This is a genomic window from Peribacillus sp. JNUCC 23 (assembly GCF_053653995.1).
Map to the genome: position 1 here is coordinate 412,596 of NZ_CM132202.1, position 18,063 is coordinate 430,658.

10 protein-coding genes and 1 riboswitch are annotated in these 18,063 nt (G+C 38.0%); of the genes, 8 read left to right on the top strand and 2 right to left on the bottom strand.

The features are described 5' to 3' along the window. Nucleotides 1-213: 213 nt before the first annotated feature. The gene (locus JNUCC23_RS02265) at nt 214-1,011 is read left to right on the top strand and encodes a GH25 family lysozyme (protein ID WP_454214056.1); all 798 of its coding nucleotides are present in this window, start codon (nt 214-216) and stop codon (nt 1,009-1,011) included. A gap of 235 nt (nt 1,012-1,246) precedes the next feature. Here JNUCC23_RS02265 and JNUCC23_RS02270 read toward each other — a convergent pair whose 3' ends face one another. Beyond that, nucleotides 1,247-2,365 carry a 5-methyltetrahydropteroyltriglutamate--homocysteine S-methyltransferase gene (locus JNUCC23_RS02270; protein WP_062187118.1) on the bottom strand — a complete coding sequence of 373 codons (1,119 nt, stop codon included), beginning with the start codon at nt 2,363-2,365 and terminating at the stop codon, nt 1,247-1,249. Between the two features lie 125 nt (nt 2,366-2,490). Continuing rightward, nucleotides 2,491-2,599, bottom strand: a riboswitch (SAM riboswitch). A gap of 525 nt (nt 2,600-3,124) precedes the next feature. On the opposite strand from JNUCC23_RS02270, the gene JNUCC23_RS02275 reads away from it, so the two are divergent. The 6 genes from JNUCC23_RS02275 to essA all read left to right on the top strand — a co-directional run bounded on the left by JNUCC23_RS02275 (nt 3,125) and on the right by essA (nt 12,954). Beyond that, the gene (locus tag JNUCC23_RS02275) at nt 3,125-3,418 is read left to right on the top strand and encodes a WXG100 family type VII secretion target (RefSeq protein ID WP_454214058.1); all 294 of its coding nucleotides are present in this window, start codon (nt 3,125-3,127) and stop codon (nt 3,416-3,418) included. A gap of 77 nt (nt 3,419-3,495) precedes the next feature. Next, nucleotides 3,496-3,747 (top strand): EsaB/YukD family protein, encoded by a 252-nt coding sequence (locus JNUCC23_RS02280; RefSeq protein WP_062187116.1) that lies wholly within the window; start codon nt 3,496-3,498, stop codon nt 3,745-3,747. 45 nt (nt 3,748-3,792) lie between these two features. Beyond that, nucleotides 3,793-5,112 (top strand): type VII secretion protein EssB, encoded by a 1,320-nt coding sequence (gene essB / locus JNUCC23_RS02285; RefSeq protein WP_454214060.1) that lies wholly within the window; start codon nt 3,793-3,795, stop codon nt 5,110-5,112. A gap of 21 nt (nt 5,113-5,133) precedes the next feature. After that, the gene (gene essC, locus JNUCC23_RS02290; protein ID WP_454214062.1) at nt 5,134-9,609 is read left to right on the top strand and encodes a type VII secretion protein EssC; all 4,476 of its coding nucleotides are present in this window, start codon (nt 5,134-5,136) and stop codon (nt 9,607-9,609) included. Further along, nucleotides 9,606-12,470, top strand: coding sequence for a type VII secretion protein EsaA (esaA, locus tag JNUCC23_RS02295; protein WP_454214064.1), 2,865 nt, complete (start codon nt 9,606-9,608; stop codon nt 12,468-12,470). Before essC ends, esaA begins: the two co-directional genes overlap by 4 nt. Further along, on the top strand, nt 12,460-12,954 hold the full coding sequence (essA, locus tag JNUCC23_RS02300) for a type VII secretion protein EssA (protein ID WP_454214066.1): 495 nt from the start codon (nt 12,460-12,462) through the stop codon (nt 12,952-12,954). Before esaA ends, essA begins: the two co-directional genes overlap by 11 nt. A gap of 322 nt (nt 12,955-13,276) precedes the next feature. Here the strand turns inward: essA and JNUCC23_RS02305 are convergent, their stop codons facing one another. Then, nucleotides 13,277-13,801, bottom strand: a complete 525-nt coding sequence (locus JNUCC23_RS02305; protein WP_454214068.1) for a hypothetical protein — start codon at nt 13,799-13,801, stop codon at nt 13,277-13,279. A gap of 541 nt (nt 13,802-14,342) precedes the next feature. On the opposite strand from JNUCC23_RS02305, the gene JNUCC23_RS02310 reads away from it, so the two are divergent. Then, on the top strand, nt 14,343-17,870 hold the full coding sequence (locus JNUCC23_RS02310; RefSeq protein WP_454214070.1) for a hypothetical protein: 3,528 nt from the start codon (nt 14,343-14,345) through the stop codon (nt 17,868-17,870). The last annotated feature ends 193 nt before the right edge of the window (nt 17,871-18,063 follow it).

Sequence of the window (18,063 nt, forward strand, 5' to 3'; positions counted from 1 at the left end):
GGCATCTGCCAGCCTTTTTTTCATGCCTACCATTGCTGTTAAAATCTTAGAGAATACATACAGGACTGTATGTATTTATGGTTGTTACTAGTAGCTGATGTGTATAGGGAAACATGCTTCCTGGTTAGTCTAAGAAAAATGATCATAAGTGAGTGAGCTGTCCAATCGATTGTTTTTTTTTCGAATAAATTATTAAAAAGGAGGGGACGAGCGATGGCTAAAAGTCAAATTGTAGACATTTCACACTATCAACCTTCAAATAAAATTAATTGGGAAAAGGCTGCTCAAGAAGTTGCTTTTATGATCATTCGGGTCCAGCACGGATCTAGAATAATTGATAGGGAATATAAAAATCACGTAGCAAATTGTAAAAGATACGGTATCCCATTTGGCCATTATGCATATGCTCACTTTGTTAGTGTGAATGATGCAAAGGTAGAAGCCAATGATTTTCTAAATCGCATTGATCAAGATGCTAAATTTCTAGTTGTAGATGTAGAAGAAAAAACGACTGCCACCGATGCACAAATGGTACCTGCCACGCAAGCATTTATTGATGTTTGTAAAGCAGCTGGATGGAAAACGGGATTATATACCGGACATCACTTTTACAAACCATACTCTATGGATAAAGTGAAAACGGATTTCCTATGGCTGCCAAGATATGGGACAAATAATGGATCAAGGCAAACACAACCTGATTATCCTTGTGACATTTGGCAATACACGTCAGTTGGGAAAGTTAGCTGGTATGAAGGGGATCTTGATCTAAATGTTTTATATGGCAATAAATCAATCGAGTGGTTTATAGGTATTGATCAAAAGGAGAGTGTTATAGTGGTAGATCATATAGATGATATTACAGGACATTGGGCCGAAAAGTCTTTAGAAAAAGCAAAAAAGGCAGGAATTCTAATGGGCTATGGAGATGGTTCAATGAAGCCGGATGAACCAGTCACAAGGGCACAATTGGCGGTTATCCTAGATCGATTAAAATTGCTGGATAAGTAGTTAAAACTATTATGTCTCAAGGTGCTTGATGATTTTTTTGATACCTTAAATTAAAGAAGAGTCTTCGTGAGTTTACAAAATACACGAAGGCTCTTCTTGTTGGAAATATAAGTATTTATTACGCTTGCAAGAAAAACAGCAGAGTACATCGACATATATAGTAGTGCTTTATTAAATTGTACTTTACTACCTGGCGAAGATGGATCTATAGATTGATTAGGACTATTTTCTTTGGTTATTTCCAAACATCTTGTGCAATATTCACAACGTGGCGTACTTTTGCCCATTGTTCTTCTTCTGTCAGTTCATTACCTTCTTCTGTTGAAGCAAACCCGCATTGTGGGCTCAAACAGATTTGATCTAATGAAACATACTCTGAAGCTTCTGCGATTCTTTCCTTAATCCGTTCGGGATCTTCCAATGCGCCTTTTTTAGAAGTGATTAAGCCTAATACAACGGAAAGGTCAGGTCTATTTATATGACGCAGCGGTTCAAAACCACCTGAACGATCATCATCAAATTCAAGGAAAAGACCGTCAAGATTTAATCCACCGAAAATCGTTTTAGAAGCATCTTCATAACCACCAGTGGATGAATATGTCGATCTGAAATTGCCTCGGCAAATGTGCATCGTAATGATCATATCATCTGGCTTATTTGCGATGGATTCATTGATCCCTCTAGCAAACAGTTCTGCTAATGTAGCAGGATCTGACCCTCTCTTAGCGATTTGCTCTCTGCCTTTTTCAGAAAAGAATAGGGACCAAGCCGTATCATCTAATTGGAGGTATCGGCAACCGGCATCATAAAGTGCTTGAATAACCCCTTGATAGGCAGCAATTAAATCATCATAAAATTCTTCGTGAGTACGGTAAACATCAGTTTCTAGTGTTCCTCTGAAATAAAGCATATTGGGACTTGGTATGGCAAATTTTGCAACAGCATCGCCTGCAATATTATGAAGGAACTTATAATGATCAATCATATAATGATCAGAAAATGCGATTTTTTCCGTTACCTTAATGCCGTGCGCTCTTGTTTTAACACCGTTAAATTGAATGCCATCATTCGTTTCATGAAACACAACCCCATCAAAACCTGAAAGAAAATCTAAATGCCACCAAGCGCGTCTAAATTCACCATCAGTAACAGCTGTAAGACCAGCCTCTTTTTGCTTTTCAACTAGCTTTATAATTTCCTCGTCCTCGATTTTTCGTAATTCATCAGCTGTAATTTCACCGTTGTCCTTTTGTAAACGTGCTTGCTTAAGGCGTTCTGGTCGTAAAAAGCTACCGACGTGATCTGCTTTAAATGGTACATTCGTTACTCTTTCTTGCGCTGCTAATTTTGTCATGTTATTTCCTACTTCCTTTTATAGATTTTTCATAAAGCGTTTAATTAGGTCAAGTTTTTTGCCAATAAACAAAAATAAAAGGGCCCTCGAGTAAGAAGAGGGCCCGCGAAAATACGAAGACGATCTTCTTATCTTCTAGGTATGTTCTATACCTATAGGAATTAGCACCTTGCCGAAACACGGCTGGTTGCTGAGACATCATCGGGCCAATCCCTCCGTCTCTCTTGATAAGAATGTGAGTATTCAGTTATTTGAAAAATTCGATTTATCCAAATTTACCACGCTATGAAGGAAAATACAAGTAGTTTTTTAAACCGAGAAAGATCGTAGCAAGCCGTTTTTTTGCAAATGTAGATGGGATCTACTCGATGTAATAAGAGTATTCTCGTTTTATAGATAATAAAGTAAATGAGATTGACAAAGAAATTAAAGATTGGGCTGAACGAATGAATCCACTTCGTGAAGTGAGCTAATCAAATGGGTAAAGCGGCTATTTCAGTTTATTTCTTGAGGAATTTAATAAAGAGATAAAATTACCCATTTCCGATTACAAAGAGCAAAAGTCTTAGTATCTATTTTTTTGAAATAATTTTGTTTGAAAACAAGGAAAAAAACCCTATACGAATCCATATATTATTCGTTTGGTGTGGAAATATTGGGTAATTATTCCTCTTTTTCTCATATGGCCAAGGAATGAATTGACCTTTTCTGTTTGTATTTTTACAATTATAGTAAATATATTGGAAAGGAGAGGATTACATGTCTGGAATTATTCGCGTTACCCCTGCAGAACTAGATAGTATGTCCAACCGTTATACGAGTGAAAGCAATCAGGTAGGAGATCAGATTACTCGCTTAAATACGATGATTGGTGAATTGGAAAGTGTTTGGGAAGGGGAAGCAAGCAGAGCATTTAGTGAGCAATACGATGCATTAAAACCATCGTTTGTACAAATGCAAAATTTACTTGAGGATATTTCTCGGCAGCTTAAAGGCACAGCGAGGGCTCTTGCTGATGCTGATAACCAAATCGCTAGCCAGATTCGCGGGTAACTTCCATCTGAATATGAAGTATGTAGGAGCGCCATTTTCACCAGATGAAGGCGCTCCTTCATCTATGAGGTGAGAAAATGTATATTATCGTTACAATCGATTTAAAACATTATGGAAATGACAGCTTCGACCTCCGTCTATCCAACTATAACTCTGTTAAGAAACTGATTGATATAGTTTGGCAGGCTAAAGCCATCTCTGAACCCCCGCGAGAGGGATATTGGGTACGGATACCTAACAAGCAAATTGTCTTATCTGGAACGGATAAGCTGGTGGAGCACGGAATCACCACTGGGGATCGTTTTGAAATTTTATCTAACGGGCAGTAAAACCCCAACTGATTGAAATTTCACTTTATAAAGGAGTATTGAATCATGACAGAACAGAGTCGAACGTATCTCGAAGAACAGCTTGAAGCGGTATTAAAGAGAGAAGATAACTCTATTCATTTAATTTTTCAAAGGGAAAAAACCAAATTAAATGATCGAGCGGAAATGGAAATGATTAAAGACATAGACCCTTCTATACATAAAGAGGTTATCTTAACAGAGGATGAACTCAGCCTCGTATTTCAATCGCCTCAAACCTATTTATCCTTTAACGAAATCCAAAGTAAAGATGAAAAAAGCAGATGGGTTTTTGCCTTTCAACTCCTAAAAAAAATCATGAATCATCCCTTCCATCGGCTACATTTGATCGTCTGTCCGGAAAATATTGTAGCAGATGAAAGCTTAACGCCCTATTTTTTACATTATGGAGTCATGGAGAGCATTCCTCCTTATGAACAAGATCGGGAAAGACTTTGGCAGGAAATAAAAGCCGTCGTGGCTGCTTCCGTCGTATCTAAGCATCCCTTTTTACACTATTTCAAGTTTCATGAAACACTAGAGCTGTCACCCAAAGAAGCGGAAATCATGAACACAGAAAATGAAGAGGCGCTTTTGGCTATTATTCAAAAAAATATGAAATTGCTAGATATGCAAGAGAAGAAGTTCGTACGAGTAACCAAAAAGGAATGGAAGATTACTAGATTCGTTTCTCTCGGTCTTTTGATTTTTTTGTTACCGGCACTGATTTATAGCTTGTATTCACTTATTTTTAGCCAACCTAAGCAGGCTGCCTTCATTAATAGCCAGGAATACTTTTTGAATAAAGAATACAGTCAGGTAATCAATACTTTATCAGATTATAAAATTAAAGGCATGCCACAGATCGTTCAATATGAACTTGCACAATCTTACATTATTAATGAAGCGCTAAATGAAGATCAAAAAGAAGTGATTCGAAATACAGTTAGTCTTCAGGCAGACCCTCAATATTATCAATATTGGATCCATATTGGTAGAGGTGAGGCAAAGGAAGCTTTGGAAATCGCTCGTTCACTTGAAGATCGAGATATCATTATTCTTGCACTGATTCAGTATAGTGAAGAAATTAAAGCAGATGAAGAGATGAAAAGCGAAGAAAAACAGCAAGAGCTAGATAAAATTCAAACTGAATTAAATGAATACGAGCAAGAACAAAAAGCGCAGGAAGAAGAAGCGAGAAGGCTGGAAGAAGAGGAAAAACGGAATAAAGAAAAACAAGAGGAACAAGCGAAATTGGAGGCTGAGCAACAGCAAGCTTTGGAGCAGGCTGGTAAAACTCAGACAACCGATAGCCAAAAGTCAGCTGAAAGTAAGAATAATGAATAAAGGATTGCGGGAGGAGATAGCATGAGTAATCTCTGGTTGTTCTATAATCAGTATTACCAGAGGGTGCCACTCGGCAAAGATCAAGCTCATTCTTTATCGGTTGGTCCCGATGTCCAGCAAACAGTTACAGTTAGAGAGTTTCCTTTCACTGGGGGAATATTGGATATCGTTATAGAAGAGAGTCGTTTTGTTATTAGGCAAAATGAGACATTGATTTTTGAAGGTACAGCAGAAGAACCGTTCGAACTTGAAGATCGAGGAGAAACATTAAGGATGTTTTTGACTTCCTCGGATGTATTAACATCTACATATTATATGGGGTATCAACAGGAAATTTCTTTTTCATCTGATAATGAGGATGCTGTTTTCTATAAAAAGAAAACAGTCATTTTAAAACAAGACAACGACTCTTTTCATCTGTTAAAAACGGGTGGAAGATGGCAAGTGAAGCCACAAGAGGCTACTCTTTTTGTAAACGGACAAAAGGTCAGGCAGAACATGATCGTGGAAATAGGCGACATTATCTTTTCTCCCTTTATGGAAATCCGTTTATTAGATATCGATTTAATTGAAATCATCAGTCTAGATAAATATGTTACGAGTCTTCCTTTGACCAGACGCCCACAGTCAGAAATGAGCAAAAAGTATCCGACCTATCGTCGTACTCCGAGAATGATTTATGAACTTCCGGAAGAGAAGGTTTCGCTATCGTTCCCATCGCAGGAGTCAGATGATAGCAATAGAGGTCTATGGCTCATCATTATGCCTCCGCTGATTATGTTAATGGTTATGGGTGTAGTTGCCATTATTCAGCCGAGAGGGATCTTTATTATCGTTTCCATGGTTATGTTTATGACTACATTAGTAACCTCATCTGTACAATTTTTTAAAGATAAACAAACCCGGAAGAAGCAGAAAGAGCGAAGATATAGAGTGTATACACTTTATTTGGAAAATAAGCGTAAGGAACTTCAAGAATTAGCCGAAAAACAAAAGCGTGTTCTAGATTATCACTTTCCATCATTTGAAAGAATGAAATACTTAACCGGGTTTATCTCGGACCGGATTTGGGAGAGGTCGATTGAAAGTTATGATTTCCTTCAATTTAGATTGGGTACTGGAACTGTGCCATCTAGCTACCAGGTTTCGGTTAGTTCGGGTGACATGGCCAATCGGGAAATCGACAATTTGTTAGAACAGTCTCAAGTGTTGGAAAAGGTGTATCAGGAAATAAAAAATGTACCGATCGTAGCTGACCTGTCAAAAGGTTCTATCGGTCTGATTGGCAAAGAGAAAGTTGTAAAGAATGAGATTCACCAAATCATCGGGCAGCTTTCTTTCTTTCACAGTTATCACGATATAAGGTTTGTCTGTATATTTAATGAACAGGAATATAGCGAGTGGGAATGGATCAAATGGCTGCCTCATTTTCAATTGCCGCATGCACATGCAAAAGGGCTCATTTATAATGAACAAACTCGTGATCAGTTGCTTTCATCCATATACGAAATACTTCGTGAGCGTAATTTAGAAGAAAATAAGGAAAAAGTAAGATTTACCCCACATATCGTTTTTATCATTATGAATCGGCAGTTAATCGCAGACCATGTCATATTAGAATATTTAGAAGGTGAACATGCTGATCTTGGCATTTCCGTCCTTTTTGCAGCAGAATCAAAAGAAAGCTTGAATGAGAATATCCATACACTTGTTCGTTATATCAATGATCAAGAGGGCGATATCCTGATCCAGGAAAATAAAGCAGTTAGCATTCCATTTAAGCTAGATGCTCATCAAAGCGAAGGAAATGAAGTATTTTCCCGGATGCTAAGAACACTCGACCATCAGGTGGGGATGACGAATTCGATTCCTTCAAGTGTTTCTTTTATGGGGATGCTCGATGTAAAAGATATTGATCAGCTTCCAATTAAACAAAATTGGTTAACAAGGCAGGCAAAAAAATCACTTGCAGTACCGGTAGGTCTCAAGGGGAAAGTGGATCTTGTAGAATTGAACCTTCATGAAAAGGCACATGGGCCTCATGGTTTGCTTGCTGGGACAACAGGATCGGGGAAAAGTGAATTTTTACAAACCTACATATTATCACTTGCCGTTCATTTTCATCCCCATGAAGTGGCCTTTCTCCTTATTGATTATAAAGGGGGTGGCATGGCCCAGCCATTTAAAAATATACCACATCTATTAGGCACGATTACAAATATTGAGGGAAGTAAAAATTTCAGTTTACGGGCACTTGCTTCGATCAAAAGTGAGTTGAAGAGACGTCAACGCTTATTCGATCAATATAAGGTTAACCATATTAATGATTATGCCGATTTATATAAAAAAGATGTTGCAGAGGTACCACTTCCTCATCTCTTTCTCATATCCGATGAGTTTGCAGAGTTAAAGAGCGAAGAACCAGAATTTATCCGTGAACTTGTTAGTGCGGCCCGAATTGGGCGAAGTCTAGGTGTTCACCTTATCCTTGCTACGCAAAAGCCAGGTGGAATTATTGACGAACAAATCTGGAGTAATGCTAGATTTAGAGTTGCTTTGAAAGTACAGGACACAGATGACAGTAGAGAAATATTGAAAAATGGCGATGCTGCCTCTATAACTGTAACCGGAAGAGGGTATCTTCAAGTGGGGAATAATGAAGTTTACGAGCTTTTTCAGTCGGCTTGGAGCGGTGCCCCTTATTTGGAAGACACTTCAGAGACAGAAGATGAAATTGCGATCGTAACGGATTTAGGCCTTATCCCATTATCAGATGTTACAGCTAGTGAAAGAAAAAACAAAGAAGTGCTGACAGAAATAGATATGATTGTTGATAAAATTGAAGCGTTGCAACAGTCGATGGGGATAAAGAAATTGAACAGTCCTTGGCTGCCCCCACTCGCAAATCGACTGTCACGAAGAGCGTTTCAAACTATAGAAAAAGGGAACATTCAATTAGCCTTAATCGATGAACCTGAAAAGCAAAGTCAGACACCATATGAGTATGATGTGATGGATGATGGAAATATTGGCATATTTGGTTCGTCCGGCTATGGGAAATCACAAACGGCTTTAACACTTCTTCTTAGCATGGCAGAACGGTACAGCCCGGAAGAAATCCATTATTACTTATTTGACTTTGGGAATGGTTCGCTGCTCCCACTAAAACAGTTACCTCATACGGCCGACTTTTTCTTAATGGATGAGAAGTTGAAAATAGAAAAGTTCATGAGGATTCTGAAGGATGAAATGGCTAGAAGAAAACATTTATTTCAACAACAACAAGTTAGCAGTATGAAACTATATAATGCTATTAGTAACGAGAAGCTACCACTTGTATTTTTTGCAATTGATAACTTTGACATTATTAAAGAAGAAATGCAAGATCTTGAGGTACAAATCAATCAATTTGCCCGAGACGGCCAATCACTTGGCATTTATATGATCTTTACAGCAACAAGGATCAGCTCGATTCGTCAATCATTGATGAATAACTTAAAAACGAAAGTCGTTCATTATTTGATCGACAATACCGAGGTTTATTCTGTTTTAGGCAAAACTTCATTCGTCCAAGAGCCTATCCCAGGCAGGGCCGTTATAAAAAAAGACGAAGCCTATTTCTCACAGGTGTTCTTGGCTGCAGATGGTAAGGATGATTTTGAATTAATGGATGCAATAAGAAGCGATATTCAGTTGATAAAAGAAAAGTATCAAGGATTCAAAGTTCCTTTAGCTATTCCTATGCTTCCAGATCAACTGAACATGATGAACTTTAAACAGTATACAGACGCAATGGAAGAAACTGGCATAATCCCGATTGGCTTGGATGAAGAACATGTACAACCGGTAATAGCTGATTTTAATAAAAATAACCATTGCATGATACTTGGCCAAGCGCAAAAAGGGAAGACCAATCTAATAAAAGTGATCTTAGATACAGTCTTGTTCCAGGGAACCAAGAGCATCGGAGTGTTTGACTCATTTGATCGAGGATTGTCTAGCTATTCAGAGGAAGAATTGGTCTTCTATATGGAAACAAAGGAACATATTTCAGAATGGTTGTCTAATGTGGAAGAAATCTTATCAAAAAGGGAAGAGGAATATTTGTTCAAGATTCGAAATGGCGCAACCCTTTCAGGCTTTCCGCCACTATTCCTTGTCATAGATGGATATTCCCGCTTTTCACAAACCATTGATAGTCTCATGCAGGATAGAATAGCAAGACTCATGAAAAATTACAGTCATTTGGGCTTTAATGTACTCGTGTCTGGGAGTAATAATGATCTTTCTAAAGGGTACGATCCATTAACAAATGAATTGAAACAAATCCGTCAGGCCGTCATTCTAATGAAGAAGTCCGAACAGACGATATTTACACTTCCTTACGAACGGAAAGAGGAAGAAATTCAAGCAGGATATGGCTATTATGTGATGAATGGAAAAGAGCGTAAAATACAAATTCCGCTATGTGTAATTGAAAGGAAGGTTCTAACATGACGGGGAAAACAAGGTATATCATTAAGCTGATTCTCGCGGTTTTTCTGATTATCGTAACACCTGCGATCTTTTTTGGTGCCATTGGTGATCATCCGATGCAGGTTAGAGAAAATGCAACAAGGACGATTGCAGTTGTAAATGAAGACAATGGAACGGAAAAAGAAGAAAAGTCTTTGGACTTTGGCGATGAGATTTCCGCAATCCTTAAGGATGGATCAGAATATAAATGGACATTTCTAAGTCGGAGTGCGGCGGTTAATGGTTTAAAGAATACAAAGTATGATGCTGTTATTTATATACCGTCCGATTTTTCAAAGCGAATCATGACGTATGAAAGTGAGCATCCTGCCAAAGCAAAATTCGAATACACGATACAAGATCAGTTAAATGTGAATAATCGAGAGAAAGTTTTAAGGGAAGTTGAAAACGCAACGAGTCGGGTTAATGGGAAAGTCTCTACTTTATACTGGACATATGTGTCCCAGGATCTCGAGAATGTCCGAACAAAATTTGATGGAATTCTTCAAAAGGAAATTGATTTTCAAAATGCGATGCTCGCATTTTATAAACCAAGCTCCAAGAATCTTACCGGTGAGATTGAGCAACAACGTAAAATGTTGGAGAATATTCGGTCCACGATGACTACGGTAGGAAAGGCATCCCCTAAGAGGGAAGAAAATGTAAAGCAATTTGAACAAAGCTTCACATCGTTTGTCAAATATGTGGAGGATTATCGAGATTATCAGAATATCCAGCAGTTAATGCTCGAAAAGGTTCAAGATGAAAATATCGTAAGCGTTCAAGCGCTAGCGGCAAATCAGGCCCCAAGATATTCAGATTCTATGGATTACTTGGATGAGCAAAGTGAACAGATTTCCACGAATATTGAGGCAATTAACGAGCAACTTGATGAAAACAATGCAACTGTGAATACTCTTTCAATGGTTCGGCAAAATGAGGTGGAACGCCAAAAGAGTGATTTAATCAACTATTTGAAAGGGCAAGAAACAACAACGTTGAATAAACATGAAAGCACAATGATTACGTTGAAAACTGAATTGAATAAAGGGGCCCCTGAATCGAATCATCCTGAACTTCCGGGTCCTAGCGCAGAATCTGATCCAGCTTTGCCTACTGGTGATCAGGTAGGAACTGTTTCGGTAGCTAATGACAGTTCCATTCAAACTCCAGGTTTGAATGAGGAGAGGAATGAACTGCAAGTTATTACGAATGAGCTTAATGGATTGAAAGGATCTCTTGAAGCCATTGCCGATCCTAAACCAGAGCAGGTCACGGCGGGCATTAATCAATTGCCAGAAATAGCAGGAAGGCTGTCAAAAGTAGAACAAAAGCTTGCCGCATTTGATCAAGCAGAAAATCCGCTGCAAAAAACAGTCGATGAACTAAAAGCGGTTAATAATGAATTGGTGAAGAAAAATGAAACGCTAGCTACAGAGTATAATAGACTAGCGGAGGTGAACCAAAGTTTATTAAATCAACTCAATTCACCGTTAGACAACTTTCAAAATGCAGTAGTAGAAATTGAAAAACAAGAACAGGAAATCCTGGGATTAGAAGCTTTAACGGGGGAAAGAAAGAGAAAATTAGAACCTATATTTAATGAGGAAATTTATTATAGAAGTCCAGAAACCCTTCTGAAATATCATTCTTCTCTCGTTCAGTATAAGGAAACATTACAAAATAGTTTAGCAGGAAATCCAGAGAGCTTAACGCACTTATTAGAAAAAGTGGATCCAATGCTAGGGGTTAATGAACAGGAGCAGAATATATGGGATAAGCTATCAGCTGATATGCCTTTCACAGGAGAGAAGCTGACAGGATTGCAAGATTACTTTACTGGATTCTTTACAGAATATAGTAAAAAAATGGGGGAGCAACAGGCAGCCATTTTGGAAGATCTAGCTTCTTTAGATGAGAGTGCGAACACGGTCATGAATCAAGTTCAGCTTATGTCTACTGATACGCCGATTCCGAGTAATGGAGAAGACGGTAATACAGTCGTTAGCCATCACAAGGGAATTGGTCAGGAAATGATTATGATGAATCAACTAATGGACTCACTTGGTGAAAGTCAGGGGAATATCGTCCAGTTTACGGATGAGCTTCAAACAAAGGTTCAAGGCGTACAGCAAGATGCCAATAAACTGAATGATAAATGGACGGCGAATGTTGATACAACAACACTGGTTAGGAATGATATCTTTAATCTGCTTGGCAATACATTTGTAGATGGTCAGAAAAATGGCGTCGTGTATGACCATTTATCCAATCCGCTTGAAATAAGCGGGGATGCTATTTCGAAGCAAGAAACAAAGAAAGTGCCTCCAGTAGTGGTGCTAGTGATCGTTTTAATAAGTAGCTTGTTAATTGGTTATTTTAGCTATTATTTTAAAGATGCACCAATGCTCGTAAAAGGATCCATGTTTGTCTTATTAAATTTGATTGTAGGCTTAATCATTAGCTTGTTTGGCTTGAATATTTATCCGCTCGGAGAGGAACGTGCGATTGAATGGTCAATTTTTACGATTCTCCTTCTAACGGCAGCTTCGACAGTCGTATTTGTTTGTTTTTCCATAAGTACTTGGACTGGTTGGCTGGCAAGTGTAGGTCTTGTCATGTTTTTCATTAGTCCATTACTTGCTCTTACAGCACCGAATATCGATTATCAAGACCCGATGTCTCAAGTGTATATGTCGATCCAGTATGGAACAGACTCTCTTTTTATAACGGCAATCATCGTGTTACTTGGCATGATTCTGCTGCTTTCCGTCATTCCGTATGTGATAAGGACCTTGAAAAGTGTCTTTACTCCGGAAGAGGAACAGGCTCATGAGGCTTAATGGTAAAAGCCTTGTATTGCTGATGTTTTTGGTCATCCGTGTCTTATTTACAGATGCGGATTCAGCCAGAGCAGAGTCAAGTATTGATGATTTGACACCAAATACGTATGAGAAGAAAGAATTTAAGGAAAACACCGATTATCTTCATGATGAGTCACTGTATGAAAATAAGAAATCGATACCTAAAGAGGTGCAAGAGCTTACTTTTAAAAAAAATAATTCGAATCCGCTTGAAAAAGTAAAAGCGCAGTTGTTTACAGATATGAATATTGAAACGAATACAATCGCATCACGGGCCTCACAGCTACAACTTTTTACCGATGAAAATGTGAAAAGATATTATCATGAAGATAAAATGCCGCAAACGGAAAAGCAGAAGTCTAAAATATTGATTGTATACATTGGCTTGCTAATAATAGGCTTGCTAATCTTGTTCGTCATACTTATTCCAAAGATGGTTCACAGCAAGCAAGTTCAAGAGTAGCTTCACCTAGTGTCCAATAAGGAAAGGGTCAACCTACGTTGAGGATGTCTCAAAAGGGTCAGACCTCGCACTCTAAATCAGTATATAGTGTTTCATTCACTTATCCTATACTGTATTTAGTCGTTGCGAGGTCTGACCATTTGCTTTTGGGACATCCTCGTGAAGTCTGACCCTTTTAGCATCTTTTCGTGTTTGACGAAGTGATTGGATGGCGTTAATTTGAATACTTTATGAAATATCCCTAGCCTACCATGGTGTGCTTTCGCCGCTTACTTAAGTTTTAGCAGCTTCCCGAAAGAAGTCCCTTCCTCAAGGAACAAAGTCAGTAGGGAGGGGATGAATTTCGGTTAGGCGTTGCCGAAAGATTCTCCACGTATTTCCAGTTATTATTGTGATTGAGAAGCTCGCAATCTTTTAGATTAACCTGTTTGTACGACTTATTAGGCTTCGTGATGTAGCTCCCATGAATATCTTTGACATATGCCATACCTGTTCCCGGAAAGCCCGTAATATATCCAATTCGCTCATACACTCGTACTCGATCATTCAGATATAATCCTTTCAGTTGTTTCACATTTTTTTTGTTTCGCTTGCTCTCGATATTCTTAGTCTTCCGACCTTTTCTAGCTGTGGCTTCATGCAACGAACGTTTTTTCCTGCGAAATTGCTTGATGAAGAAGATAGAATCACTCATTTGCTGAATCGTTTCTATTCTACTGATCGCAACCGCATCATTCGCATGAGTTTTTTCTAATCCTAACTCTTTCCTTCGTGGTGTAGTGACTGACCCATACGTCACGTTAGCCTTGGGATACTTTGTAAATACTCGTTTACGGAAGATATTCATAAACGTCCCCTCTTTGATGGAAAAAACAGGGCTATATAATCGAAATGTATGATTTTAGTCTATTTAACTGATGGGTATTATTTACTATTGCGTGATTAGAAGATTGTTGTACGAAGGCATGATTAAGCACAAATATCGACAAGTAATTCGTCATTCAATCATCGTTCGAGTAAGAAAATGAACGGTTTCTTTAATAAATTAATCAATCGATTGATTAATTAAATATTCTCCATTGATTCGACTGTAATGCCAATAGTAGGAATGATCTGTAGGAGTTTAGTACGTTAAATATGCTATCAGCAAATTTTTACAAATTAATCTCACTGCATACATAGCTGAATCGAGGAGATGAGTGAGTTTGCGACGCATTTAATCAATCGATTGATTAATGAGCTTTATCTCGCATTAACGGGCAGTAAAACCCCCACTTATTGAAGTTTCACTTTATCCCAACGATTTGATTTTTATTCCAAAATTAGGAATGGTTGTGTATAATTTTCTATAATATAGTAGTAGAGTTTTCAGAGGAAGGGGGCTTATTGTGACGGATTCTAATGACAATATTCCAATTGAAAAGAAGCGAGATATCTTTCATGATGAACTTAAGATACTAAGAGAAAAACGATTGATTCCCAAATCGGATTACATAAGACTTAGTAGTGCGTATGAACGGCATTATCACCAGCTGCTGCAGCAAGTAGCGGTAATGGAAAAGCAAGAGAAAAAAGAAGAAATGGTTCAATCGAGCACGATTCCGAATGAAGCTCCACATAACATACAGCGAACTAAAGAGCATGCTCCAAAATTAATTCAAGATCCAGTACAAACGCCAATGGCTAGCCCTGAACCTAGGATGGTCATTCAACAGCAACCTGTTGTGAAACCTGCAAAGTCAGCAGAGCAAATACGGGAAAGAAATATAACACTAGTCTTGGTGATGGGTGTGATTCTTCTCTTGTTCGGCGGTCTTATCTTAGCGACGTCAACGTGGGGAGCATTGAATGCTGTTCTGAAAGTATTCTGTATTAGCATGGTGTCCGTGTTTTTCTTTGGGATGGCTTTTATCGCCTTTAAATTAAAAATTAAACAAACGGCCTTTGCTTTCCTAACGCTCGCAAGTCTGTTCATTCCAATTACGATATTATCAGCTTCATATTATCGGATATTTGGGGAGTATTTATCGCTGCAAGGTGAGGGGAGAGGGTTATTGGGGTTGATCGGCGGAGTGATTTGTTTGGGCATTTATTTTGTAATTGCTAAGCACTTTGCTTCGAAACTATTTACCATCCTTTCATTGATAACCTTTGCGTTAGCAAGTCTTTTCGGGTTTACCTATGTGGCGCCAACTACAGAAACATTATTTATTCTACTCGTGTTGTTTAACTTATTATTTTTATGGTATATGGATCGTTTGAAAAGTCATCAACAATTGGCTGTATTCAAACCCTATTTATTTTACTTCATCCAATTTAAAATTTTCGTCGAAGCATTTGTCGTGTTTACACTAGCTTCAAGCACAGTATTGTATTCATTTACTTTGCTTTTAACATCCCTGCAAATCCTAGTGTTCACGATAAAATACAATCAAAAGTATTACAATTTTGCATTTAGTCTTGTATTCAGCTATGGCTATATCCATCTTGTCTTGAACGCGGCAGTATTGAGTGACTTCACTTCTATTGCTTTTGCTATGCTTCCGATCATGTTCATTGTTCTTTCTTTATTTATGGCTAAAAGAAATGAAGAAGTATCGAAAAGCTTTGTGTATACGGGCATTACGAGTAGTGTACTTGTATTTGCCTATGCGAATGCACAAGTGTTTGGAGAAGGCTATGCACAGATTTTCATTGCACTAATCCTTCTAGCCGCACAATATGTATTCTTAGCCATTCAAACGAAGCAAGTCGTGTTTACTTATCCAGCAATCGTCTTATTTAATCTGTCACTTGTTTATCTTGGCTGGGCATTTGAATGGACATTTGCAGTGCACTCTAGTTTCGTATTTGTGCTTCAAATCCTCCTTTATTTAGGGCTGTTTGTATATAATGTCGCAAAAAAAATAGAGGTTTTCCGTTCGAGTGTAGGAATTCTTTCAAGTAGTGTGATGCTGTTTTTGACTTTTATCAATATGGTGAATGGAGATTGGTTAATCGTCAGTCTCTTTCTTGCCGCGATATCTGGTTTATTATTCTTCAGTCATAATAAAGTGACAGAAAAATGGATGAAGGATATTAGTACGTATGGTTTTCCGTTATCCCTAGCGGGTTCATTGCTCATTTTGTATCTGTATATAAGCGAAACAAGCAGATGGTATGACTTTACTATTCCATTTAGTTTACATGTCATGATTGTCGCATTGCTTTTAATCGGGCTAGGCTATTTTTTGCAAAAATCGTATAAAAGCTTTTTTAATATCTTTATTATTACCGGTCAGGTCCTATCGATGGTGTCGTTTATGACGCTCTATTTTGGAACATTGCAATCCATTCTAATTACCGCTTTAATGATGGTTTCAGCAGCAATTCAAGTTCTGTCCGTTTATTTATATCGCCATCATCTTCTATGGATTCCGGTTGTTTATACAAGCGCCGGTGTGTATGCATCCGTATGGGCCATTTTCAAATTTGAGAATGAATATATCTGGATGTCATATCTATTCTTAGGACCATTATTGTTCTATGTTTTGTCAGTATATGTAGGGAAATATTCGAGGATGGGCAGAAATTATTTCTTTTGGTTCAGCCATCTGACCAACCTTCTTGTGGTGGCACTTGGTTATCTTTATATAAGTGTGACAGGTGCAAATATGTATTTCTACTTAATACCGCTCAGTCTTTATGTGGTCAGCGCAGTGAGGACAACGATTGTGTGGGAGCGTTTTACATTCACGTACATTGGATTTACAGTTCTTCAGTTGCAAGTATTACTTGTTTTTCAGGAATATAATCTTTTCAACTATCTAATCTTTACTTGCACAATTACGGCAGCTTTGATAACGATTCTTTGGAGTCGAGTGAATCCAGAATGGAAACGGATGATTGATTATTATTTACTAGTATTCTTAAATCTGACTCTCCTTGTTTATTTGTCAGATTGGAATATATTCCGTTTTTCTAGCAACTTGAATGTACTTTCAGTTGTACTTTTCACCATTCAAGCCGCGTTTGCGATCTATTTAATGATGAAACGGAAGTGGGAACATTTTATTGCGATCCCGCTGATGCTAACATTCTTGTTTTATGTGCGCTATGCAAACGAGTTATCAATACTTGCAGGTACTGTGTTGTTGTTCGTTGCATTATGTGTGATGACTTGGATGAGCAAGGTGTTTTTCCGCGGAATGGTTCGAAAAGAAGAGACGTATCTAGTGATTGATGTGTATCGAATCGTAGGGTTTCTGTATGTGGTGACAATTAACTGGCGTGTTTTTACGAATGTGGAAAGTTATCCCGCGTTAGAAATCATCGCAGCCTGCTTAGTCAGCGGCTATTTACTTGTCATGCGGGCTTTCACTTTAGATCAATTAGAAAAGAAAATCTATCTTACAGCAGCGGTCGTATTAAGCTTATATCCATATTATGTTATTATCGACCAATTTAACATTCCAACTCTCGTAGCAACAGAAGTCATGATTCTTCCATTGTTTATCATCAGCACATTATTGCTGAGAAAAGTATTCGCTGATGGGCATACGACGCAAACCATCGAACTAGTTATTGTTCCTTTGTTATTTTTAGTATTAATCATGGATGCACTACAAGGAAATACCGTATATGATGCATTGGTAATTGGTACGTTGGCATTAGTCGCAATCATCTTCGGATTTATTGTGAAATATAAATCGTATTTCTTAGCGGGGACAGGGACTATTTTGTTAAATATCTATATGAACACTAATCACCTATGGGGCAATCTGCCATGGTGGCTCTACTTGATCGTTGGCGGTATCGTTCTTATCGCGCTTGCTAGCTTCTTTGAATGGAAAAAACAAAAGGAAAATACGACGTCCAAGAAAATTCTTGAACGTAACAAAGAAAAAATTCGGAAATGGTTTGAACGGTGGAGGTAGAATGATGAGATTGATATGTCAAATGACTATGATTCGTTTTTAGATAAATGAAGAATGGACCGAAATAGGTAGAAGATTCAAGATAGAAAGAACAGAAAAGGCTGTCCCGCGGGGCAGCCTTTTCTGTTCTTTACGTTTTCTGTGATTGTCTGGATGAGCCTTAAGAATATGAGCAATGTTACTGAAAAAGAAG

What these genes read in the sequence shown, in the direction of transcription:
- JNUCC23_RS02265 (WP_454214056.1), top strand. Translation starts at nt 214, where the DNA reads ATGGCTAAAAGTCAAATTGTAGACATTTCACACTATCAACCTTCAAAT.
- JNUCC23_RS02270 (WP_062187118.1), bottom strand. Translation starts at nt 2,365, where the DNA reads ATGACAAAATTAGCAGCGCAAGAAAGAGTAACGAATGTACCATTTAAA.
- JNUCC23_RS02275 (WP_454214058.1), top strand. Translation starts at nt 3,125, where the DNA reads ATGTCTGGAATTATTCGCGTTACCCCTGCAGAACTAGATAGTATGTCC.
- JNUCC23_RS02280 (WP_062187116.1), top strand. Translation starts at nt 3,496, where the DNA reads ATGTATATTATCGTTACAATCGATTTAAAACATTATGGAAATGACAGC.
- essB (WP_454214060.1), top strand. Translation starts at nt 3,793, where the DNA reads ATGACAGAACAGAGTCGAACGTATCTCGAAGAACAGCTTGAAGCGGTA.
- essC (WP_454214062.1), top strand. Translation starts at nt 5,134, where the DNA reads ATGAGTAATCTCTGGTTGTTCTATAATCAGTATTACCAGAGGGTGCCA.
- esaA (WP_454214064.1), top strand. Translation starts at nt 9,606, where the DNA reads ATGACGGGGAAAACAAGGTATATCATTAAGCTGATTCTCGCGGTTTTT.
- essA (WP_454214066.1), top strand. Translation starts at nt 12,460, where the DNA reads ATGAGGCTTAATGGTAAAAGCCTTGTATTGCTGATGTTTTTGGTCATC.
- JNUCC23_RS02305 (WP_454214068.1), bottom strand. Translation starts at nt 13,801, where the DNA reads ATGAATATCTTCCGTAAACGAGTATTTACAAAGTATCCCAAGGCTAAC.